The 22078-nt window shown below is 43.1% G+C and carries 22 protein-coding genes and 1 pseudogene; 17 read left to right on the forward strand and 6 right to left on the reverse strand.

Annotated features, from left to right (window positions below):
* A complete protein-coding gene (locus J7E38_RS02160; RefSeq protein WP_214708216.1) occupies window positions 1–837 on the forward strand; it encodes a sulfurtransferase in 837 nt (278 codons plus the stop codon).
* Between the two features lie 302 nt (window positions 838–1139).
* On the forward strand, window positions 1140–2006 hold the full coding sequence (locus J7E38_RS02165; protein WP_215038145.1) for a 5'-3' exonuclease H3TH domain-containing protein: 867 nt from the start codon (window positions 1140–1142) through the stop codon (window positions 2004–2006).
* Window positions 2007–2048: 42 nt separating this feature from the next.
* Here J7E38_RS02165 and sspL read toward each other — a convergent pair whose 3' ends face one another.
* Window positions 2049–2180 (reverse strand): small, acid-soluble spore protein L, encoded by a 132-nt coding sequence (gene sspL / locus J7E38_RS02170; RefSeq protein ID WP_023627620.1) that lies wholly within the window; start codon window positions 2178–2180, stop codon window positions 2049–2051.
* 154 nt (window positions 2181–2334) lie between these two features.
* Between sspL and J7E38_RS02175 the strand changes: the two genes are divergently transcribed.
* Window positions 2335–2796: a divergent PAP2 family protein gene (locus J7E38_RS02175; protein WP_215038147.1), complete on the forward strand. Its 462-nt coding sequence runs from the start codon at window positions 2335–2337 to the stop codon at window positions 2794–2796.
* Window positions 2797–2851: 55 nt separating this feature from the next.
* Window positions 2852–3133, forward strand: coding sequence for a DUF6123 family protein (locus J7E38_RS02180; RefSeq protein WP_214708210.1), 282 nt, complete (start codon window positions 2852–2854; stop codon window positions 3131–3133).
* A gap of 185 nt (window positions 3134–3318) precedes the next feature.
* Here J7E38_RS02180 and J7E38_RS02185 read toward each other — a convergent pair whose 3' ends face one another.
* Both J7E38_RS02185 and J7E38_RS02190 read right to left on the reverse strand, forming a co-directional pair.
* Window positions 3319–4257, reverse strand: coding sequence for a DMT family transporter (locus tag J7E38_RS02185; RefSeq protein ID WP_214708208.1), 939 nt, complete (start codon window positions 4255–4257; stop codon window positions 3319–3321).
* Window positions 4258–4665 (reverse strand): reverse transcriptase-like protein, encoded by a 408-nt coding sequence (locus J7E38_RS02190; RefSeq protein WP_214708206.1) that lies wholly within the window; start codon window positions 4663–4665, stop codon window positions 4258–4260.
* A gap of 186 nt (window positions 4666–4851) precedes the next feature.
* Between J7E38_RS02190 and J7E38_RS02195 the strand changes: the two genes are divergently transcribed.
* Both J7E38_RS02195 and J7E38_RS02200 read left to right on the forward strand, forming a co-directional pair.
* Window positions 4852–5508, forward strand: a complete 657-nt coding sequence (locus J7E38_RS02195; protein WP_215038150.1) for a reverse transcriptase-like protein — start codon at window positions 4852–4854, stop codon at window positions 5506–5508.
* 15 nt (window positions 5509–5523) lie between these two features.
* On the forward strand, window positions 5524–5697 hold the full coding sequence (locus tag J7E38_RS02200; protein WP_214708202.1) for a zinc-finger domain-containing protein: 174 nt from the start codon (window positions 5524–5526) through the stop codon (window positions 5695–5697).
* Window positions 5698–5859: 162 nt separating this feature from the next.
* Here the strand turns inward: J7E38_RS02200 and cspD are convergent, their stop codons facing one another.
* A complete protein-coding gene (cspD, locus tag J7E38_RS02205) occupies window positions 5860–6060 on the reverse strand; it encodes a cold-shock protein CspD (RefSeq protein ID WP_023627628.1) in 201 nt (66 codons plus the stop codon).
* Window positions 6061–6400: 340 nt separating this feature from the next.
* Between cspD and J7E38_RS02210 the strand changes: the two genes are divergently transcribed.
* The 4 genes from J7E38_RS02210 to mntR all read left to right on the forward strand — a co-directional run bounded on the left by J7E38_RS02210 (window position 6401) and on the right by mntR (window position 10552).
* Complete coding sequence (locus tag J7E38_RS02210) at window positions 6401–7387, forward strand: HD-GYP domain-containing protein (protein WP_214708200.1); 987 nt, start codon at window positions 6401–6403, stop codon at window positions 7385–7387.
* Between the two features lie 59 nt (window positions 7388–7446).
* Window positions 7447–7743 carry a hypothetical protein gene (locus J7E38_RS02215; RefSeq protein ID WP_214708198.1) on the forward strand — a complete coding sequence of 99 codons (297 nt, stop codon included), beginning with the start codon at window positions 7447–7449 and terminating at the stop codon, window positions 7741–7743.
* 138 nt (window positions 7744–7881) lie between these two features.
* Window positions 7882–10059, forward strand: coding sequence for a DNA topoisomerase III (locus J7E38_RS02220; protein WP_214708196.1), 2178 nt, complete (start codon window positions 7882–7884; stop codon window positions 10057–10059).
* A gap of 70 nt (window positions 10060–10129) precedes the next feature.
* On the forward strand, window positions 10130–10552 hold the full coding sequence (gene mntR, locus J7E38_RS02225) for a transcriptional regulator MntR (protein ID WP_214708194.1): 423 nt from the start codon (window positions 10130–10132) through the stop codon (window positions 10550–10552).
* A 39-nt stretch (window positions 10553–10591) separates the two neighbouring features.
* On the opposite strand, the gene J7E38_RS02230 is transcribed toward mntR, so the two are convergent.
* Window positions 10592–10810, reverse strand: coding sequence for a DUF3892 domain-containing protein (locus J7E38_RS02230; RefSeq protein WP_214708192.1), 219 nt, complete (start codon window positions 10808–10810; stop codon window positions 10592–10594).
* A gap of 165 nt (window positions 10811–10975) precedes the next feature.
* On the opposite strand from J7E38_RS02230, the pseudogene J7E38_RS02235 reads away from it, so the two are divergent.
* Window positions 10976–11611: pseudogene (locus J7E38_RS02235) on the forward strand (class I SAM-dependent methyltransferase).
* Between the two features lie 41 nt (window positions 11612–11652).
* Here the strand turns inward: J7E38_RS02235 and metA are convergent.
* Window positions 11653–12561 carry a homoserine O-acetyltransferase MetA gene (gene metA, locus J7E38_RS02240; RefSeq protein ID WP_214708188.1) on the reverse strand — a complete coding sequence of 303 codons (909 nt, stop codon included), beginning with the start codon at window positions 12559–12561 and terminating at the stop codon, window positions 11653–11655.
* Between the two features lie 181 nt (window positions 12562–12742).
* On the opposite strand from metA, the gene J7E38_RS02245 reads away from it, so the two are divergent.
* From J7E38_RS02245 to J7E38_RS02270, 6 genes are all read left to right on the forward strand, one after another.
* Window positions 12743–14431 carry a formate--tetrahydrofolate ligase gene (locus tag J7E38_RS02245; protein ID WP_214708185.1) on the forward strand — a complete coding sequence of 563 codons (1689 nt, stop codon included), beginning with the start codon at window positions 12743–12745 and terminating at the stop codon, window positions 14429–14431.
* A gap of 95 nt (window positions 14432–14526) precedes the next feature.
* Window positions 14527–15060 (forward strand): hypothetical protein, encoded by a 534-nt coding sequence (locus J7E38_RS02250; RefSeq protein WP_214708183.1) that lies wholly within the window; start codon window positions 14527–14529, stop codon window positions 15058–15060.
* A gap of 163 nt (window positions 15061–15223) precedes the next feature.
* Complete coding sequence (locus tag J7E38_RS02255; RefSeq protein WP_214708181.1) at window positions 15224–16072, forward strand: DegV family protein; 849 nt, start codon at window positions 15224–15226, stop codon at window positions 16070–16072.
* A gap of 528 nt (window positions 16073–16600) precedes the next feature.
* Window positions 16601–17245 (forward strand): HD domain-containing protein, encoded by a 645-nt coding sequence (locus tag J7E38_RS02260; RefSeq protein ID WP_215038081.1) that lies wholly within the window; start codon window positions 16601–16603, stop codon window positions 17243–17245.
* Window positions 17242–19125: an ABC-F family ATP-binding cassette domain-containing protein gene (locus tag J7E38_RS02265; RefSeq protein ID WP_214708179.1), complete on the forward strand. Its 1884-nt coding sequence runs from the start codon at window positions 17242–17244 to the stop codon at window positions 19123–19125. The genes J7E38_RS02260 and J7E38_RS02265 overlap by 4 nt, the downstream gene beginning before the upstream one ends.
* 150 nt (window positions 19126–19275) lie before the next feature.
* Window positions 19276–22032, forward strand: a complete 2757-nt coding sequence (locus J7E38_RS02270; RefSeq protein WP_214708177.1) for a tetratricopeptide repeat protein — start codon at window positions 19276–19278, stop codon at window positions 22030–22032.
* The last annotated feature ends 46 nt before the right edge of the window (window positions 22033–22078 follow it).

A 22078-nucleotide genomic window follows, 5' to 3' on the forward strand; every position in this document is an offset into this window, starting at 1 on the left:
TTGCAAAACTATGTAGACAATGATTGGCTCAGAGAGCATCTTGACGAGAAGGATCTAAGAGTGGTGGATTGCCGGTTCAAGCTTGGGGATCCAGAAGAGGGCAGACATCAGTATGAACAATGTCATATTCCTGGAGCAGTCTATTTCGATCTTGAAAAGGACTTGTCAGGTGATGTACGTGAGCACGGCGGCAGGCATCCGCTTCCTGATATGAACCTGTTTAAAGATAAACTTGAGGCTGTTGGAATTGGCAATGAAACAACCATTATCGCCTATGATAACAAGGAAGGTGCTTTTGCATCAAGATTCTGGTGGGTCCTGAAATACATTGGGCATGAAAAGGTGTATATCCTGAACGGTGGCTTCGCTGGGTGGGAAAAGAAAGGCTATCCAACTGATCGAACCATGCCGCAATATGATAAAACAACATACAGCTTAACAGAAAAGAAAGATATGCTGGCATCCTATGAAGAAGTGAGGGATCTAGCGCTCAATGGATCAGGAAACGCAGTCCTGATCGATTCACGGGAAAGCAGGCGCTATAAAGGAATTGAAGAGCCCATTGACAGAGTCGCGGGCCATATTCCGACTGCCATCAATAAACCGTGGATGGAGGGTCTGGATAATGGGTCCTTTAAGTCCAGGGAACAGCAGGAAAAGCGGTTTGCAGAACTTGACCGGAACCAGCCTGTCATCGTTTATTGCGGATCAGGAGTGACGGCAACTCCCAACTTTATTGCCCTGAAAGAAGCTGGATTCAAAAATGTCAAACTGTATGCCGGCAGTTATAGCGACTGGGTTTCATATAAAGAAAATCCTGTGTCCGGGGAAGAGTGAAACTTGAGGAGTAAGTAATGTAGAAGGCCTCCACGGTATGCGACCGCAGAAAAAATGGCGGTGCGGGTCGTGGAGGTTTTTTCAAATGATTCTTCCTTGTCCTTTGGCCCGTGAATGGCAGTTAATAGAGTCCCTCTGTTGTTACAAAGATCAAAAGGCGTAATTTTCCGTGCGAAATATGACCTTAAAATATGTTATAATATAAAAGTTGTTTATTAAAAATCGCCAAGCGTTTAACATATAGTTTTATCAAAACAATATATAAGGAGGTACCAGCTTTGGATACTAATAAATCGTCATTAATGCTTGTTGACGGAATGGCTTTGTTGTTCAGGGCCTTTTTTGCAACAGCGGTTTCCGGACAGTTCATGATCAACTCCAAAGGGGTCCCGACCAATGCAATCCATGGTTTCGTCAAACATTTCGCGACTGCAGTGGCAAAATTCAAGCCTACCCATACTGCTGTATGCTGGGATATGGGAAGCAAAACATTCCGCACTGAAATGTTTGATAACTATAAAGCAAACAGACCTGATGCACCGGTAGAGCTATTGCCCCAATTCGAACTTGTCAAAGAAGTAGTGGAAGCACTTGATGTTCCGAATATCGGCCTTTCCGGCTTTGAAGCAGATGACTGCATCGGCACGATTGCCAAGACCGCCAAAGAAGTGGATTCGATCACGATCTTGACCGGTGACAAGGATATCCTCCAGTTGATCGATGACCGAGTTTCTGTCATTTTGCTGCAGAAAGGTTATGGCAATTATCTGGTTCACAATCGTGATACTTTATTTGCTGAAAAGGGAATCTGGCCTGAACAGATGATCGATTTGAAGGCCTTCATGGGAGATCCAAGCGATAACTACCCAGGTGTCCGAGGGATTGGTGAGAAGACCGCCATCAAACTCCTTCAGGAACACGGAAATGTGGAAGGTGTCATCGCCAATCTGCATCAATTGACGAAATCACAGCGTGCCAAAATCGAAGCGGATCTAGAAATGCTTCATTTAAGCAGGCAGCTTGCAGAAATCAAGTGCGATGTACCGGTTGAATGCAGGATGGACGATGCTCTTTTTCGAATTGACAGGGAAAAGCTTCTTTCCAAGTTCAATGAAGTGGAACTAAGAGGGTTGCACCGTCTTTTTGAAAACGATACAATGTACGCCTAATAAAACGGCTGGATTCTGCTCCAGCCGTTTTTATATTGCCAATTATTTTGTATTCTTTTTCTTGGCGGCATTCTCAAGCTTTGACTTTGGCTCTTCAGCAAATTCAGCATCTTGCCCGTACCCCTGTGGATTAACTCCTGGCGCCTTTGTTCCTCTGTTTCCCTTTTTACTCATCGCATTTGATCCCTCCAAAAAATTTTGTTTAAAACTCCATCGAAAAGTGAATTAACCTTAATAGGTTGTCTGCTTGGACAGCTTAATCCTTATTATGAACGGTCAAGAATAAAAGCAATCATTTTTCTTCAAAATAACATGGAGGTGACAGATGATGAACAAAGGTGCAGTAATTGCGATATCAAGTATCGGCCTGGCCCAGGCTTTAAAAATACCGATTCATTATGCAAAAACACAGGAATGGAAACCAGATTTATTTTTGGCAACAGGAGGCATGCCCAGCTCACACTCAGCTGGCGTTTCTTCCCTAACCACCTATGTTGGCCTTACAAGAGGAGTGCGTTCGATTGATTTTGCGTTGTCCCTGGTTTATGGCATGATTGTTATGTATGATGCCCAGGGGATCAGACGGCAGACAGGAGAACTTACTTTAAAGGTGAATGACCTTGATGAACTGATTGATAAAATCCATGAGGATGACCCGGTGGAGTTCGAGGAAAAGTCCCCGGATCCTTTGAAGGAAATGCTCGGACATCAGCCAAAAGAAGTGCTGGGCGGAGCCCTTCTCGGGATGGCTATGGGATTTGCTGGTTATCTTTTAACGAAAAAACGGTAGAAAAAGCTCGGATAATGCGGTAAAATTTTACTAGAAACGGCTTGAAGAGAGAGGATTGATTCAGTCAGTGCGGACAGTTGAAGATTATCTGCTTCATTTGAAGAGCAAGGGTTTCCATTTTCGCGAGGATGCCATCGGCTTCATATTTTTCGGACAGCAATATACGAATTCCACCGATGAAATCGCAAATGCAGCCATCGAAATTACCCTGAAGGCTCAAAAGGGTTTTGACGGAAGCTTTTATATTTCATTGCTTGAAACGTTCGCTTCTAATAAAATTGATTCCCGCAAAGCAGCATTGCAATTTGTCAAAAAAATCGAGCTTTTGGCCGTATAACGAAAAGCGGAAGCGCCTGGTCAGCCCCGACAAGCGACTCGAGCTGCTCAAAGCTAACGCTTATCGCAAGATACTCGAGGAAGTTTATTCAGGGGAGAAAACTGGCTAGGCGCTGAAGCTGGACAATTCTTGAAGTGGAAATTATTCTGAACTAAAAATCATAAAAAAAGGCTGGTTCCAAAGCATCATGCTTTGAAATCAGCCTCTTTTTTCGGAAATAGTTTGCGGACGAAGCTTTCAAATTTTCCTGATGGCAGTTCAGCGAAAATCATCCCGGCGAAAATCAGCGCACAACCCGCCAGTGCACTATAGGTCAGGCGCTCATCTGCCCAAAAATAAGCGGTAATCGCTGCAAAAACAGGTTCCATCGCAAAGATCAGGGCAACTCGGGTAGCAGTCGTATGCTTCTGGAAATTCGTCTGGATGAAGAACGCCAGGGCAGTCGCGAGAATCGATGTAACCAATAAGGCGACCATCACATCCGCAGAAAAAATGACCTCTGGCTGGAAAGCTCTTTGCCAGTCCTCGAACAGGACAGAAGAAACAGCTGAAAGGGCGGCAACCGTAGAAATCTGCACAGCTGTCAAAAGCAGTGTAGGATAACTGCTTGAGAATTTTCCGGTAAAGACGATATGCAGGGCGAAGCCTGCTGCACAAATCAGCACAAAAGCATCCCCGATGTTAAGACTCGACACATCGGACATCGTTAATAAATAAAGGCCGATGGTAGCCGCCGAAACGCCTGCGATCGAATTAATACCTGGACGCTGTTTCAGAATCCCAATCATCAGCAAGGGGACCAGAACGACGCTCAAGCCAGTAATAAAACCAGCCTTGGAAGATGTGGTGTACAAAAGGCCAAGCGTCTGGAATGCATAGCCTATGAACAGCCAAAACCCCAGCATAACCCCTGATCCAAGCAATTTCTTGTCAAATTTCTGAAGTTGATGCCTTTCAAAGATCACAAGCCATAGTCCCAGGAGGAGTGCAGCAATGGTAAATCGAACGGTGTTAAACGCGAGAGGCTCAAGGAATGAGATGGCATTTTGTACGACGACAAAAGTTGCACCCCAGATAAGAGCAACGAATAATAGGCTTAAGTCTGCAAAAGTTGATGCTTTCATTTAGATGTCGGTTCCTTTCCTATTGTTGTCTCTGACCGCTTTCCTCGCTAATTCATCAGCTGTTTTATTTTCACTCGATGGAATCCATTTCATGAAGAACAGATCGAATTGGCCGGCAAGCATCAACGCTTTTTCCAGAAGAGGGGCATAAAGTTTGTTTTTGACGAACTCCTTCTCGACCGCAGCATTCACCAGCTGTGAATCAGTCCTGAAGGAAACAACCTTAAAACCATTCTCAATACAAATTTCCAATGCTTTTATAAATGCATGATATTCAGCTTCATGGTTTGACATGACGCCAAGAGGGATGGAATATCTGAAAACTTCCCCTTCTCCTTTAATAAAAATGCCAGCACCGCTTGGTCCCGGGTTGCCAGCACTTGCTCCATCGATATATACCTCGAACAAAGACGATCACTCCCGGTTGGTTTGTACAGATAATAGATAGTGTATCATAATAGGAGCGATAATTTATAAAAATATACAAAAGCATTTTCGGTACCAACAACTCTTTTTCATTGTAACGGCCATCGAAAATGGGTAAGATAACTAAAAATGGCGGAGACAAAACTGATTGGAAAGTGGGGAGAAGTCTTGAAATATAAATTGGAATGGGAATATAAATCAAAAGGTCTGGCTCCTATCCTGTTCAGCTCTGATTATCTGGATGGAGAACATGCGCTCCAGGCTGGTGAAGAACTTGAAAAATCGGGCAAAGCGTTGGAAATCTCCTTCACTGATGAAATTGGTACCTCCTGGTCAATCAAGGAAATGCGCAAACTGCTTGCTGAGGTGGAAGAAGAGCCTCATGATTTGACTGTTTATTTCGATGGAGGGTTCGATAATGCCCACTATAAGGCCGGACTCGGCACAATCATTTATTACAAGCAGGGCAAAAAGAAATACAGGCTGCGCGCAAATGAAGTATTCGATGAGTTGGAAACGAATAATGAAGCAGAGTATGCAGCTGTTTATTTTGCGCTTACCATCCTTGAGGAAATGGGCGTCAGGAACATGTCTTGTGAAATCAAAGGCGATTCCCAGGTGGTTTTGAAGCAGCTGGAGGGTGAGTGGCCGTGCTATGAAGAAACCCTCAACCGCTGGCTGGATCGGATCGAAAAGAAGATCAAGGAGCTTGGATTGCATCCAAAATACAATCCGGTAGGAAGGAAAGAGAACAAAGAGGCTGACAAGCTGGCAACCCAGGCTTTACAGGGGAAGATGATCAACAGCAAAATGCAAATAATATAGCCAGGAGGGAAACGATTGACTCGAAATGAAATCCTTGCTGAGGTTGAAACATTGCTCAATACATATTGCAATGGATGCTTCCTGAAAAAGCATCACCGGCAAGAACACGGAAAAACATCCGCCCACCGGTTTTGCATAACAGAATGCACCGTCGGCGAGAAAATAAAAAAATGCGGACAGAAATTATAATTAGCATGTGGTTTTAATGGACATTTCAGGGCTATGAAGAATGTGAAATGTCCAAGAAAGTGGGTTTAAAGGACATTCAACGCCATGAAGAATGCAAAATGTCTAAAATCAAATATACAAATCAAAAAGGCTGGCGTCTGCGCCAGCCTTTAACTTTTGGAATTATAGTTTCACTACGTTAGCTGCTTGTGGTCCGCGGTTTCCTTCGACGATTTCGAAAGATACTTCCTGGCCTTCTTCTAATGATTTGTAGCCATCACCCTGGATCGCTGAGAAGTGTACGAATACATCATCTCCGCCTTCTACTTCAATAAAACCGAAACCTTTTTCATTGTTGAACCATTTTACTTTACCGTTTTGCATGTTAAACTTTCCTCCCATGTCTTTCGCGACACAAAGTCTGCGTCAAGTTGAATATTATCATCTAATTGGATACACCTGCATTCTTTTGACATGGCAAATATATTCTATTAAATGATGTCTTAAATATACAATATTGGAATAGTCCTAGTCAAGAATGTAAGCGCTATTATAATGTTAATAATCTTAAAATTTCGTAAATTAAAAATCATCGTCCAGGTTCCTATTTCCGGAAAAATTTGTTATTATTTTCATATCGAAGCATTCCTTTTGAACCGCTCAATAGTTAAAAAACAGCAATCAATTAAAAAAGCAGACTATTATTAGCTTAGAGGAGGGTACTATGATGAAGACCACTCCATCAGCGTTCACGTCCTTATCTGATTATCAAATTGAGACATTATTGGATTCAATCAGGAACGGTAATCCCGTTCAGGACCCGACATCACAGAAAGCAGTGAATACTAAAATCGATGATATTTCCAGGAAACTCGATGCAGCTTCCATACAAATGGAAGAAATATTCGATGTAGTCGCGAAGACAGGCGTTGTACCTGTCTCTGAAATCAAAAATGAAATCATGCCTGCAATCAGACAGGCAGCAGAAATACCTCATATCTATCACCTTTTTTATGAACTTAAGTCAAAAGACGAGTATACTTACAGGCATACAGTCTGTGTCGGCATCATTTCAACGTTGCTTGGAAAATGGTTGAATCTTAATCAGTCCGATTTGAATGACCTTTCGCTGGGAGCTACCCTCCATGATATTGGAAAGGCTAGAATTCCAGCTGAAATTCTCAATAAGCCAGGCAGGCTGACACAGGAAGAATATGCCGAAATGAAACGCCATACCGTTTATGGATACAGATTGCTGAAGGATATACCCGAGTTGAATGACAGAGTTGCTCTCATAGCTCTCCAGCACCATGAACGGGAGGATGGTGGCGGCTATCCGTTCAGTCTGCGGAGCGATAAGATTGACGAGTTTGCCAAAATCGTCGCGATTGCTGATGTCTATCATGCCATGTCGTCTTCGAGGGTTTACCATCAGGCGGAACCATTCCACATAGTCATTTCCCAGATGCAAAACGATGTTTTCGGCAAATTTGACCCGAAAATCATGGTGGTCTTTCTATACAGGATCATGGACAGCCTTGTCGGGAAACGCGTTCTTTTAAGCAATGGTGAAGAAGGGACAATTCTTATGGTCGATAAATTTGAACCGTTGAGGGCCCTGATCAAGACTGAAGATACTTTGATTGATTTGCGTCTCAACCGCGGTTTGAGAATTTCACGGGTCTTAAATGATTCAATCGTAGGGGTATAAAAAGCAACTGCCATTCATATCTTTTAATAGTCAAATATGATGAATTAAAGGGTGAGGGCATGTATCGCTTTTCGATTGGTGATGAGGATTGGATTATCATTTTTTCTTCGCATCTTTCCCTTGAACAAAAAGAAAAGGAAGAAATCATTCGTTCCATCGCCATCATGGGTCCGCAATGGGCTGCTTTCAGTCACGGAGAATCATTCGTGATATTTCAGGAACTGGTCGGAGCGATCGTGGTAAGGATTGAAAAAGTTCCTTCATTGATTTTGACTGTTTCGGCAGTCGTTAATAGGGATCGATGGTACATCAACGAGAATAATAAAGTCGAGGCGTTTGATACTGATAGTTTTTAAAAGGCAGCTGAGCAATCAGCTGCCTGTTTATGTGTTTTAGAGACTGAGATAAAAGTCCTTTACGGTCTTGGCGAAATAAAGATAAAATAGAATTTAGGTTTACACTACGCTCTTACTAAAGCTTTTCAGGAGGAAATTATGAAGTTGATCGTTGCGGAAAAGCCTGACCAGGGCAGAACGCTGGCCTCCGTTTTTAAAATGAAGAAGAAAGATGGATACCTTGAAATCCTTCCAAATGAAATTTTTCCGGATGGCGCTTATGTCTCCTGGGCAATTGGCCATCTAACGGAATTGTCCTCGCCTGAACAGTACAACCCATCCTGGAAAAAGTGGTCGCTGAATACATTGCCGATCATTCCGGAGCAATTCCAGTATGAAGTCGTAAAATCGAAAGCAAAGCAATTCAATATTATAAAAAGATTGGCTTCGGACCCCCAGGTAACTGAAATCATCCATGCAGGCGATGCCGGGCGGGAAGGGGAGCTGATCATCCGGAATATCCTTCGTCTCGCAAATTGCACGAAACCGATGAAACGGCTGTGGATTTCTTCCCTAACCCCAAAAGCGATCAAAGAAGGTTTTCAGAAACTGCTGAGTGAATCAGATACAAAGAATTTGTATTTTGAAGCCTATACTCGTGCTTGTGCTGACTGGGTTGTCGGCATGAATGCATCCAGACTGTACACTCTCTTATTGCAGAAGAAGGGGTATTCAGATGTATTTTCCGTTGGAAGAGTCCAGACACCAACGCTTGCTCTCATTGTAAAACGGGAACTGGAAATCGAGAACTTTGTCTCAGAACCATTCTGGGAAGTAATCGGGAAATTCGATATCAATGGCAAAAAATACACTGGCAAATGGGAAAAAGATGGTGACTCAAGGATCAAATCAAAGGAAATGGCTGAAAAAATTGCTTCATTCTGCAGCGGCAAAGCGGCGGAAGCAGCAGAAGTCATTTCCGAGAAAAAAGAATTCCTGCCTCCATTATTATACAATCTCTCAGCGATTCAGGCTGAAGCAAACCGGCGCTTTAAGATGTCGCCGAAAAAGACGCTGGACATTTTACAAGGGCTCTATCAGAGGGGAATCGTCTCATATCCTCGTTCGGATTCCAGGTATGTGACTCCCGGCGAAGCGGAAGGCTTTCCAACTATCCTGAATAAACTCAAGGCTATTCCAGAGTATGGACCGTTATTTCCGCTGCCGGTGGAATCCATTAAAAACAACAAACGATATGTAAATGAGAAAAAAGTGACGGACCACTACGCGATCATCCCTACCGAACAAGTACCAAATTTGGGCAGGCTTTCGGGTGATGAGCTTAAACTATATGATTTGCTCGTAAGGACGCTGATCGCCGCTCACTATGGACCTTATGTTGCGGAGTATACGACCATCAAGACGGTCGTGGATGGCAGGGCTGAGTTTATTTCGAAGGGGAAAGTCCAGCTTGATGAAGGCTGGAAGAAGGTGCTTCCTCAAAAAGATGCAGACAAAGAACCGGAGCTGCCTGCTGTTCAACAGGGTGAAACCGGAACTGTCGTAAAAACAGAAGTAAAAGAAAGCAAAACCCAGCCTCCAAAGAGACTGACTGAAGGACAGTTAATCACCTTAATGAAAACGGCCGGCAAGCATATTGAAGACAAGCAGCTGGAGAAAGTGCTGATGAAGGCAGAAGGACTTGGAACCGAAGCTACGAGAGCAGGAATCATTACGATGCTGAAGGACCGGGCCTATATCGATGTCCGCAAGAATCTTGTTTATGCCACAGCAAAAGCTAAAATACTCGTGGCGGCAGTTGGCGGACAAGTCCTTGCTTCACCGGAAATGACAGCAAAATGGGAACAGCGGCTGCACCAGATAGGCGAGGGGGAAGCATCTCCCAAGCAGTTTATCGAGCAAACCTCAAAAATGATCAAGCACCTGGTTTCGGAAACGACCGAAGGGTCAGCAGGCTGGACATTTTCAGAGGAACTCACCAATGCCTTTGTGCCCGGAAAAAAAGGCGGGAAGGCAAGGCGCGGCACGAATCTGGGAAAATGTAAAAAATGCGATGGCATGGTTGTGGACAAGGGTACATTCTATGGTTGCTCCAACTACCAAAAAACAAAATGCAATTTTACCCTATCCAAACAGATCTTAGGCAAGACAGTGACGCAAAAAAATATAAAGAAGCTGCTGGCAGAAGGAAGCACAGATGTAATCGAAGGCTTCCAGAGCAAGGATCGAACTTTCAACGCAAAGCTGTACTGGGATGCGACCGAAAACAAACTGAAATTTGATCTGGCTCCACAGCCCGTCAATCAAGGTGGGTAGCGCCTTGTCACCCTTGTCCTTCTATAGTAAACTTTAATATGGCTATTGTATAAGCATTGGAGGTCATGGGATGCCAACACCTAGTATGGAAGATTATATCGAACAAATTTTTATTTTAATAGAACAAAAAGGTTATGCCCGGGTAGTGGATATCGCAGAGGCATTATCGGTCCATCCCTCCTCAGTGACAAAAATGGTCCAAAAACTTGATAAAGACCAATTCCTGGTTTATGAAAAATATCGCGGGCTTGTCCTGACTCCTAAAGGATACAAAACCGGCAAAAGGCTGGTGTACCGACATGAATTGCTTGAACAATTATTGCAAGTAATCGGAGTGAAGGAAGAGAACATCTATAATGATGTCGAGGGAATTGAACATCATTTAAGCTGGGATGCAATCGACAGGATCGGTGACCTTGTCCAGTTTTTTGAAGAAGACAAAACACGGGTCCAGGAATTAAGGGCGATCCAGAAACAAAACGATGACCAATAAAACAAACACCTGGCAGTTGCTGTCAGGTGTTTTTTGAGGTCAGTATATATCTGGATACGTTTGAAAATCAGCACCGTCTGCTGAAATTAACGAGGAAATCCCATCGGTTTCATCATTGATGTTCACTCCTGAAATATTCCCTGCAGACGCTTCCAACAAGGCTTTACGATAAGAGATGATCCTCCCGCTCGAGGTCTGGAAGCTGATGATTTCACCAGCATTGTTTTTATGTACCGCAACTAACTGTTCTTGTTCCAATCTAATCTCTCCTTTCATCCACCTAGTCTTGCACTTTTACCCGAAAAATAAACGTAACAGGAATTCTGCATTTCTTGACGAATTTACTATTATTAGAAAAATTAGGCGGGTGAGCTTTTGAATACATCAGATTGGAAGAAGGAATCGGAAAAACTGTGGGACAGTATGGCAACATCATGGAATTCAAGAAGCAAGGGGATGTGGGAGGACGGAAGCCGAAAAGATATCGTTCCCTTCATCGAGAAATTTGTCTTACCAGGTGCGGCGATTTGAGACTTAGGATGTGGAGATGGTGTCGGCACAAGGAAGCTGTCGGAAGCGGGTTATGTGGTCACCGGAATGGATGTTTCCGAGGAGATGCTTGAGAAAGCCAGGCAGTATTCTATTGATTGTGATTTTGTTAAGGGGAATTTAACTGATTGCGGAATCCAGAATAACGCCTTTGAAGCAGTGATGGCGATCAATTCGATTGAGTGGACGGAAAGTCCATATGAATCTTTGAAAGAAGTTTCCAGGGTATTAAAGCCTGATGGATTTGCTTGCATTGCCATTCTTGGACCCACAGCTGCTCCGAGAAGGAACAGTTTCCGGAGACTATATGGGGAAGAAGTGTTCTGCAATACAATTATGCCATGGGAGCTGGAAAAACTGGCCGTGGAGATTGGCTGGAAAAAGGTTGGGGAATACGGCGTCTATAAAAAGGCGGCTGAACAGATTTCCCTGGGATCACTGCCGTTGGAGCTTCAGCAATCACTTTCGTTTATGTGGGTTTTCATGTTCCAGGTTCCAAAACCAGTTTAGAGCACGAAGAAAGGCACCGAGATTTGTCGGTGCCTGTTTTTTCAATTCCATTCAAATGGAGTCTCCTGGTACACATAATAATTGAGCCAGTTTGAAAAGAACAAATGTGCGTGAGACCTCCACCGATTGGCCGGTTTCTTTTCAGGATTGTCATTTGGAAAGTAATGCTCAGGAACCTGGATATCAATTCCCCTGCCTCTGTCTCGTGCATATTCCTCTGCCAGAGTAGTAGCTTCATATTCAAGATGGCCGGTGATCATGATTCTGGCCCCATCCATGCTTGAAATGATCAATGGTCCTGCTTCATCAGAAACCGCAAGGATCTTTAAGTCTGGATGCTCTTCCAGTTCATTGATAGGTATTTCGGTGTTCCGTGAATGCGGTGCAGGAAATTCATCGTCAAACCCTCTTAACAATTTTTCCGTTTCATCCAGGACTGCATGATTGAAGATTCCTGAGCATTTTTGCGGAAGGACGTATTTGCCAATGCCATAGTGATGATAGATGGCAGCCTGCGCTCCCCAGCAGATATGCAAAGTCGATGTCACGTTTTCCTTTGTCCAATCAAGGATTTCCCTCAGCTCATTCCAATATTCCACTTCCTCGAATTCCATAAGTTCGATAGGCGCCCCAGTAATGATCATCCCATCATATCTCTTTTCTTTTACCTGGCTGAAGGTTTGATAAAACTCCTCTAGATGATACCTGGATGTGGTTTTGGAGTCATATGTAGCTGTTTTCAAAAAAGTGATGTTGACCTGGAGCGGAGTGTTTCCGAGCAATCGAAGCAGCTGTCTCTCTGTTTTTTCTTTCTCAGGCATAAGGTTCAGGATCAAAATATTCAATGGGCGGATATCCTGCCTTGAGGCGCGGGTGTCATCCATGATGAAAATATTTTCTTTTTCCAATATTTCTTTCGCTGGCAAATGCAGCGGTATTTTGATTGGCATAATATAACCTCCCTTTTAGCAAACTAAAGTCAGTAATTTTTATTATAGTCTGAATTCTTTTATGGAGCAATTGGCTAAAGAGGAAATTTTATGACAAATAAATATTTTTTACCTGATAGTAATTTTCTGATGGTAGAATATAAGATGGTAAGCACATAGATAATATCTGGGGGGATTGGGAATGGAAACGAATGTTCAAGTTAAGTCAGATATTGAAATTGCCCGTGAAAGCCAAATGAAGCCGATCGTTGATATCGCAGCGAGCATAGGACTTGATGCCGATGATATTGAGATGTTCGGAAAGTATAAAGCAAAGCTGTCATCAGAAGCTTTGGCGAAATTGAAAACAAAGGAAAGCGGCAAGGTCGTACTTGTCACTGCGATTAATCCGACTCCTGCTGGGGAAGGGAAATCGACTGTGACCGTCGGACTCGCCGATGCTTTAAATAAGCTGGGACAAAAGACGATGATAGCCATGCGTGAACCGTCACTCGGACCGACGATGGGGATCAAGGGCGGTGCAACAGGGGGAGGCTACGCACAGGTGCTTCCGATGGAAGACATCAATCTTCACTTCACTGGCGACCTGCACGCCATAACCACAGCCAATAACGCGCTGGCTGCATTGATCGATAATCATCTTCAGCAGGGAAATAAGCTGAATATTGACCAGCGCAGAATTGTCTGGAAGCGGGCACTTGATTTGAATGACCGTGCATTAAGGAAGGTTATCATCGGGCTTGGCGGGCCGCTTCAGGGTGTACCGCGGGAAGATGGGTTCGATATCACTGTTGCATCAGAAATCATGGCAGTTTTATGCCTTGCAAGCGACCTGAAGGACTTAAAGAGGCGCCTATCCAATATGGTGGTTGCCTATAACTTTGACAAGCAGCCTGTTACTGTCGGTGATCTTGGGGTAGAAGGCGCACTCACGCTTTTACTGAAAGAAGCCGTAAAGCCAAATCTTGTCCAAACGATTGAACATACTCCTGCATTGATCCATGGAGGTCCTTTTGCCAATATTGCTCATGGCTGCAATAGTGTCATCGCGACTGAATCAGCATCCAAGCTGGCTGATTTTGTTGTGACAGAAGCTGGATTCGGGGCAGACCTTGGGGCAGAAAAGTTCCTGAACATCAAAGCAAGAACAGCTGGAATCGACCCATCAGCAGTTGTCATCGTGGCTACCATCCGTGCGCTGAAAATGCACGGGGGCATGAAGAAAACCGAGTTGGTGAACGAGGATGTCCAGGCCTTAAAGGACGGTTTCACAAACTTGAAAAAGCATGTTGAGACGATTGCCAGCTTCGGCTTGCCGTATGTTGTTGCAATCAATCGTTTCATTACCGATACAGAGCTCGAAACGAATACACTGAAAGAAATGTGTGAGAATGCAGGCATACCAGTTGCGCTGACAGAGGTTTGGGAAAAGGGCGGTGCTGGTGGAATTGAGCTTGCTGAGACATTGCTCGATGTGATTGAAAAAAGTGAAAATACATTTGCCCATTTATATGACCTTTCCGATTCACTAGAGGATAAAATCAAGAAGATTGCGACTCAGGTTTATGGTGCAGATGGAGTCGAGTTCTCAACAAAGGCTAAGAAACAGCTCTTGGATTTTGAAGGATTCGGCTGGGGTGTGCTGCCAGTCTGTATGGCGAAAACGCAATACTCATTGTCAGATGATCCGCAGAAACTTGGGCGGCCGTCAGGCTTTACCATCACAGTCAGAGAATTGAAGCCTTCGGTTGGAGCAGGATTCATTGTCGCTCTGACAGGTGAAGTCATGACGATGCCAGGACTTCCTAAAATGCCGGCTGCGCTGAATATGGACGTTGATGAAGACGGGAATGCAGTTGGTCTATTTTAATCATAATAGTCTCGAAATCTAAAGTGCCAGCCTTCCATATGGGAGGCTGGTTCCTTACTATATCGGATTTATAATTTGAAAGGGAGTGAACGATTTTGTTCGACCCGACAGCATTTGAAAACATAAAAGTGGTAATAGAAGGCGAAATATATGACAGGGATTTGAGTGGGGAAATCAAGGTTGTGGATCGGAATGACTGGATCAATACAGCCAAGCTGTCGCGAAAATATGAAATTTCCTTTACTGTAAGTGGATACAATGATAAAGAAATTGCAGCGATCATGACTTTAGAGGCTGGTTTGGAAAATCTTTCAGCTGAATTATTAGGAAGCCGCAGCGCTAATCACCTTGCAGGATGCATAGTCGGTATTTCTTTTACAATGCTGCATAGAAATGAAGTTCAGGTTTATCGCTCCATACAGGAAGGTCTGGAAGATATCTGGGGAAAGGACAGGGAAATTGTCCAATCCGTACAGGTTTTTCCGCTCGCAGAAAGTCAAAGGATCAGAAACTTTGCCAGAGTATCATTTAACCGCCTCGTTTATGAGGAGCAGATTGATGATTTAACAGAAATGATTGACTATATGGTTGACTCAGTGAATAAACTAAAAAAATTATTGGATGAATAATAATTCCTGCTTTTATAGGCAGGAATTTCTGTGTTGTTTTCAGAATAATCTATTATCGGAAAGTTTTTAAACATTAATTTGCAAAAAGTTCTCTATGTTTAATATAAACTTTGGACATGTATAGCTGTCCGGGAGAAAACAGGTTTAAAATGGGGGAGATTGTTTGAAGAAAATAGCTTGGGTAACTGACAGTACAGCATATCTGGATGAGGAATTGAAGAACCATCCAGATGTTTACCAGGTGCCGATGACCATTGTTTTGGATGATGTTGAATACCTGGATGGCAAGGATTTAACTGCAGAAGAATTATATGAAAAGTTAAAAGCGGTGAAGACTCCACCTAAAACTTCACAGCCGCCTGTGGGTGTTTTTATGGAGTTATATGAAAAACTTGAAAAAGAGTATGACCTCGTTTTCTCGGTTCTGATTTCCTCAAAATTGAGCGGAACCGTCGCATCAAGCGTACAGGCGGCACAAGCTGTAAACATACCGGTCATCACGTTTGACTCGAAAATTCTCACATATCCGCTGACATCACTGTTGAAGAAAGGAATTTCCCTGGCAGAGCAAGGTAAGACTGTTGAGGAGATTAAGGAAAAACTTGAAATCATCCGTGATTCAAATGAAACCTATGTGATGATTGGGAGCCTGGAGCAGCTTCATCGCAGCGGGAGAATGTCTGGAGTGCAATTTTATCTCGGAAGCATGCTCAGCATAAAACCAATCATCAGCATTGAAGATGGCGCATTGAATACGAAGGAAAAAGTGAGAAGCGACAAGAAGGCCCGCGACAAAATATTCGAATATTTGAAGACTTCTCATGAGAAATACGGAGTGGAGGAAGTTTACATCCTCTATGGACTTCACAAAGAAGCTGCAGATGAATGGCAAATCCAGCTCGAGAGAATATTCCCGGATATTACATTCCTCAGCTGCCCGATTGGAGCAGTCATCGGCGTCCATGCAGGTGAACATACCATCGGAATCAGCTGGAATAACGCAAAAGTATAAGTGCCGATTTGGCACTTATTTTTTTGCTCATCCATTTCATTGCTCCCATGTTGGAAGACTCTATAGGGCAGAAAGAAGCGTGAAAGGTGAAAAAGTGTCCGATAGAAGGGCTCTATCGGACAAACGGAAGCGTGGGGGGTGGAAAAGTGTCCGATAGAAGGGTTTTATCGGACAAACGGAAGGGTGAAGGGTGAAAAAGTGTCCGATAGAAGGGCTCTATCGGACAAACAGAAACGTGAAGGGTGAAAAAGTGTCCGATAGAAGGGCTCTATCGGACAAACAGAAACGTGAAGGGTGAAAAAGTGTCCGATAGAAGAGCTCTAACGGATAAACGGAAGGGTGAAGGGTGGAAAAGTGTCCGATAGAAGAGCTCTAACTGACAAACGGAGGCGTGGAGAGTGAAAAAGTGTCCGATAGAAGGGCTTCCACTATATCCTTAAAAGTATATGAAACTTCAGTATGTCAATCCTCCCATTACCAGCCGATTTATATGGTAAAATGAGTTCGGTAGGAAAGTAGGTGCTGGATTTGAAAGAGTTGATAACTATCACAGAGAAATTTGTGAAAAACGAGCTGGGCGGTGATTCTTCCGGTCATGATTGGCATCATATTGACCGGGTGAGGAAGAATGCACAGCTGATTTGGGGCAAGGAAAAGCAGGGTGACTGGTTCATAATCGAAATGGCAGCCTTGCTTCATGATATACCGGATGATAAATTGAATGAATCGGAAGCAGCCGGATGGGCGAAGCTTGATTCGTTTTTGCAAAGCATAGAATTAGAAGGTGCAACTGCTTCAAAGATTAAAAGCTGTATTGAAACGGTATCTTTTAAAGGAGGAAGGGCGATTGAACTCGACAGTATCGAGGCGGAGATCGTCCAGGATGCAGACCGACTTGATGCCCTTGGTGCGATCGGGATTGCGAGGACTTTTGCTTTTGGAGGCAAGAAAGGCCATCCAATTTACGAACCCAGCCTGGGTGTCAGAGGAGAAATGACGCTTGAAGAATATCGGAGTGGCAGCACTTCTTCGGTGAATCACTTCTACGAAAAGCTTTTGAAGCTGAAAGATAAAATGAATACCGAGCATGCGAAGCAACTAGCTGAGGAAAGGCACCGTTTTATGGAGGCTTTCCTTGAACAATTTTACAGTGAATGGAATGGTCAGGCATGAAAATGATCACGATTGAAAACGTGACAAAAACATACGGAGAAAAAGACCTCTTCAATGGCATTACATTTACGATCGGCGAACGTGAACGGGTCGGTTTGATCGGAGTGAACGGCACCGGAAAATCTTCTCTGCTGAGAATCGTAGCGGGAATTGACCAGCCGGACTCTGGAGAGTTGATATTTGCAAAAGATTATAAAATATCGTTTTTGTCCCAGCAGCCTGAAATGGAACCGGAGAAAACCGTCCTTGATCAGGTATTCAGCGGAGAGGCTCCTATCCTGAAGCTGATGCGGGATTATGAAATGATTCTTTCTGAGTTAGGCCAAAAACCTGATGATGCAGGAGTTCAGGAAAGGTTTTACGAGTTGCAGCGGAGAATGGACAGCTCTGATGGCTGGGATGCCAATACGGCGGCAAAGTCGATTCTGATGCAGCTTGGGATTTCAGACTTCACACGAACAATGGGTGAGCTATCCGGCGGTCAGAAAAAACGTGTCGCACTTGCACAAGTGCTGATTGAATCTCCTGATTTGCTCATCCTGGATGAGCCTACCAACCATCTTGACTATGAAACAGTCAAATGGCTGGAAGATTATCTTTCACGCTATTCCGGATCACTTTTACTCGTTACCCATGACCGGTACTTTCTGGACAGAGTGACGAACAGGATATTTGAATTGGACGGGGGAAACCTATTCAGCTATAAAGGCAACTATGCCAGTTTCCTGGAAGCAAAGGCAATCCGCGAGGAAAACGAAGCTGCCACACTCGAGAAGAAGAAGAACCTGTTCAGACAGGAACTTGAATGGATCCGGAGGGGCGCAAAGGCCAGGACAACGAAGCAGAAGGCGAGAATCCAGCGTTTTGATAAACTGGATGAAGAAGTGTCAAATGTTAAATCTGCTGAAAAACTGGACATCTCTCTAAGTGGCAGCAGACTGGGCAAACAAGTACTTGAATTGAAGGATGCAACAAAAAAATATGAGAACAAAGTTATTCTCGATGATTTCAATCTTCTCGTGAAGCCTGGTGACAGGCTGGGAATCATCGGCCGTAATGGAACAGGGAAATCCACTTTACTGAATATCCTGTCGGGAAGAATAGAACTTGATTCTGGCGAGATCATCACTGGCCAGACTGTTAACATTGCCTATTATACACAGGAAAATGAAGACATGGATGAGAATAAACGGGTGATCGAGTACCTGAAGGAAACAGCTGAAATTGTCCATACAACCGATGGAAAAACCATTTCGGCTGCACAAATGCTTGAGCGATTCCTGTTTCCTCCATATGCACATGGAACTTCGATCAAAAAGCTTTCAGGAGGAGAAAAGCGCAGGCTCTACCTGTTGAAGCTGTTGATGGAAGAACCGAATGTGCTCCTGCTCGATGAGCCAACCAATGATCTGGATACACAGACTTTAACCGTATTGGAGGATTATCTGGAGGAGTTCCCAGGTGTTGTGATTACTGTATCCCATGACCGCTATTTCCTTGATAAGGTTGTCGACCTGCTGCTTGTATTGGAAGGCGATGGCCGTACTGATCTTTATTACGGCAATTATACCGATTACCTGGAAAAACGGCCGAAACCTGATTCAGTTTCTTCTTCCCAGCCGAAGAAAGAAAAGGTTGAGCAGCCTGAAAAAACGAAGAAAAAGAAATTGAGCTTCAAAGAGCAAAAAGAATGGGCAGAAATCGACGATAAGATATCAGGTGCTGAAGCCCGCCTTGAAGAAGTGCAGGCTGAAATGGCCAATATCGGAAGTGATTTCGAAAAAGGCCAGGCTTTGATGAAGGAAGAGGAAGAGTTGAATGAACAGCTAGAGTACTTGATAGAAAGGTGGAGCTATTTATCTGAGCTCGCTGACGAATAAGGCCTGGATACCAGGTCTTATTTTTTTAAGTCTAAATCCCGATATAAAGAGCAAATAAGATCGCTTTTAGAAAATATATACTTCTTAAAGAGGAGAAAAGGCCCATTTGTAGAATTCTTAACGAAAAAGTAAAATTTTGTTGGGGGAAATATGATAAAACCAAAGCGTTCACTCAGGCAAATGAAAGAAACGGCTTCGCGGCAATTTACAGATAGAGAAGAGCCAAAGCTATCGTTTAGGAAGGCAATGAAATCTTTGAGTCACCAGGAATACAAAGTATTGGTATTTTACGGGGTAGGCGGCATAGGGAAAACAAGATTACTGAAAGAATTAATGGGTCTTACAGATTCTATAGATGGGAATTCAATTAAAATCTCAATTGATTTCAGGGAAGTGAAGCATCGGGAACCCTCAGAAGCACTCATTTGGTTTAGGCAACAGCTGGCAAATGAAAATGGGATCAAGTTTACTACCTTTGATCTGGCATATGCTGTGTATTGGAGAAGGATGAGACCGCAACAATCATTAAAGGCAGACCGAAAAACAATTCCTTTTTTAGAGGAAGGGAACTTTGTTGGGGAACTAATCACTCAATTGGAAAATATACCTGTTGTTCAATGGATCCCAAAGACGATTAAGCTCATAGATGGGTTTGCCCAATACAAGGAAATCCTTCAATGGTGGACGAGAACCGGGAAAGACATTTTAACCGATTTAAAGGACATGCATCCAAAGGACATCGAAGAGATGCTATTGGTCTATTGGGCGAGTGACTTGATTGACTGGATAAAGCGGACTGGGAAAAACGTGATATTTTTCTATGATACTTATGAAGCATTGTGGGAATCCGAGCGAACTATTGGGTCTATCGGAGATAAAGATGAATGGATAAGGGAGTTTATTCTCCAATTTGAGGACGTTCCAGTTTTGAATGTGATTTGTGGAAGGGAGAAAATCACTTGGGATAAGTTGAACCCTGAATGGGAGTGCGTTGTGGAACAACATTTGATGGGTGAACTCTCTCCGACAGATTGTAAAAGTTTTTTGAATTCCTGCGGCATTACAGATGAAGGCATTCAAGAAAAAATCATTCAGGGAAGTGAAGGTTTGCCGTATTATCTGGATTTGATGGTAGATACATATCAATTGGTTTCTAGAAATAGTATTCCCCATGTAAATGATTTTTCCAGAAGGCCTGATGAGGTACTGCAGCGGTTCTTAAAATATTTGGACAGGTCTGAGAAAGAAACATTAAAGGTGCTGTCTATTCCTAGATATTGGACTGAAGAACTATTCTGCCAATTAGTTAATGAATTCAATACATTTTATCCAACAACGGCGTATCAGCAGCTTTGCGATTTTTCGTTTATCAGTGAATCAGAGCAACGGGGTTATTGGTCGATGCATAAACTGATGAAAGAAGGACTATGTGATCAAGTCCAGAGTGAGTCCCAATCTTTATTCGAAAGAGTGCACTCATTTTTGTTCCAATATTACACCAGCATGTTGAACAGGGAAATTGATGATGTCCGACTGAGCTTTGCCTTTGCAGAGGGTTTATATCATGGTAAATATATTCTTGAAGATGAAGAACTGTTTGGATGGATCAGAAAGCATACAACCTTGCTTATTCATGAAGGCGAATGGTCCTGTATCATTCAGGAGTTTACCAGTCTTTTGGAAGGCCGATCACTAAACCGGAAGTTGACCGCATTATTAAATCAAAAGCTTGGCGAATTATTTACTTTAAAAGGACAATATGAAGCTGCTGTTGATCACAGTAATCAAGCACTGGTTGGTTATTACGAAGAATTGCGAGATGAGAATAATGGTGATCTATGTGGTATTTATAGGTCGATAGCGGATATAAAGCATAATTTAGCTGATTTATACAGAAATACTAATCGATATGAACTGGCAATAAGAAACTACAAGGAAGCAGCTGCGATTCTGGAACAGAAATTCCAGGAAGCAGACCATTCTGAAGAAATTTCTTTGATTTATACCAGAATGGGAAAATTGTTTAAACTATTGTCTCAATACGATCAAGCCAAACAAGCCTATGAATTGGCACTTGAAAAATGTCTCAAATTAATAGACTCCGGTCATGCCACTTCAACATTGTATGCAGTAATTGGACAGATCCATGAAAAACTGGGGGAGATTGAACATGATGAGACCCAACTGGTTAACGAGGATTTTTCCCATTTTCATGAGTCAATTAAAGCATATGAACGGGCATTAAAGGATAATGACAATGAATTGGATCTCCGTGTGATTGCCAATCAGGGACTTGCTTACAAAAGGCTGGCTGAAGCTTTACCGGTTGATACCCGTGCAGAAGAAAAGCTGGCAAACTTCACAACAGCCATTAAGATTTATAAAAAAGTCGTAAAAAATGTCCCGGACTATATAGATGTCCATGAAATGCTGGGACATGCATCTGTAGATCTACTTGATTTATATATTGACTTAGGGATGTACGATAAGGCGACCGAGTCATTTAATCTTGCTATCAGTTCTTTTGATAAAGTTTTGGAATTGACCGAAAAACAGGGGAGTTCAAGGAACAGAATTTCATCAGCATACAGGACACTGGGGAGAATGCATAGAAAACAAAAAAATTATAAACTCGCATTGGAAGCGTATCAAACGGCATTAGAGAAAAGTAATGACGTGCTTATCCATACACCTGACTATATTTATGGGTTTAACAGCAGGGGGAAAATCTTTGCAGAGATGGGAGATTTCTTTATTGAAACAGGTGACCATGAGCAGGCGGTTGAAAGTTACCAAAATGCAATAACCAGTTTCATGTCAAGCCTGAAAAAATCGCCACATTCCAAAACGGCTCTTTCCCAGATTGAAAAGCTAAATAAAACCTTAAAAGAAATCCTCCAAAACTAGCTGGACAGTCGAGGCAATATTCTTATCGGAGGTTTTCATTCTTTTG

The organism is Bacillus sp. ISL-35 (assembly GCF_018613355.1).
GTDB lineage: Bacteria > Bacillota > Bacilli > Bacillales > Cytobacillaceae > Mesobacillus.

What these genes read in the sequence shown, in the direction of transcription:
- J7E38_RS02245 (WP_214708185.1), top strand. Translation starts at nt 12,743, where the DNA reads ATGGAAACGAATGTTCAAGTTAAGTCAGATATTGAAATTGCCCGTGAA.
- J7E38_RS02210 (WP_214708200.1), top strand. Translation starts at nt 6,401, where the DNA reads ATGATGAAGACCACTCCATCAGCGTTCACGTCCTTATCTGATTATCAA.
- J7E38_RS02265 (WP_214708179.1), top strand. Translation starts at nt 17,242, where the DNA reads ATGAAAATGATCACGATTGAAAACGTGACAAAAACATACGGAGAAAAA.
- J7E38_RS02185 (WP_214708208.1), bottom strand. Translation starts at nt 4,257, where the DNA reads ATGAAAGCATCAACTTTTGCAGACTTAAGCCTATTATTCGTTGCTCTT.
- metA (WP_214708188.1), bottom strand. Translation starts at nt 12,561, where the DNA reads ATGCCAATCAAAATACCGCTGCATTTGCCAGCGAAAGAAATATTGGAA.
- mntR (WP_214708194.1), top strand. Translation starts at nt 10,130, where the DNA reads ATGCCAACACCTAGTATGGAAGATTATATCGAACAAATTTTTATTTTA.
- J7E38_RS02215 (WP_214708198.1), top strand. Translation starts at nt 7,447, where the DNA reads ATGTATCGCTTTTCGATTGGTGATGAGGATTGGATTATCATTTTTTCT.
- J7E38_RS02175 (WP_215038147.1), top strand. Translation starts at nt 2,335, where the DNA reads ATGAACAAAGGTGCAGTAATTGCGATATCAAGTATCGGCCTGGCCCAG.
- sspL (WP_023627620.1), bottom strand. Translation starts at nt 2,180, where the DNA reads ATGAGTAAAAAGGGAAACAGAGGAACAAAGGCGCCAGGAGTTAATCCA.
- J7E38_RS02165 (WP_215038145.1), top strand. Translation starts at nt 1,140, where the DNA reads ATGCTTGTTGACGGAATGGCTTTGTTGTTCAGGGCCTTTTTTGCAACA.
- J7E38_RS02220 (WP_214708196.1), top strand. Translation starts at nt 7,882, where the DNA reads ATGAAGTTGATCGTTGCGGAAAAGCCTGACCAGGGCAGAACGCTGGCC.
- J7E38_RS02270 (WP_214708177.1), top strand. Translation starts at nt 19,276, where the DNA reads ATGATAAAACCAAAGCGTTCACTCAGGCAAATGAAAGAAACGGCTTCG.
- cspD (WP_023627628.1), bottom strand. Translation starts at nt 6,060, where the DNA reads ATGCAAAACGGTAAAGTAAAATGGTTCAACAATGAAAAAGGTTTCGGT.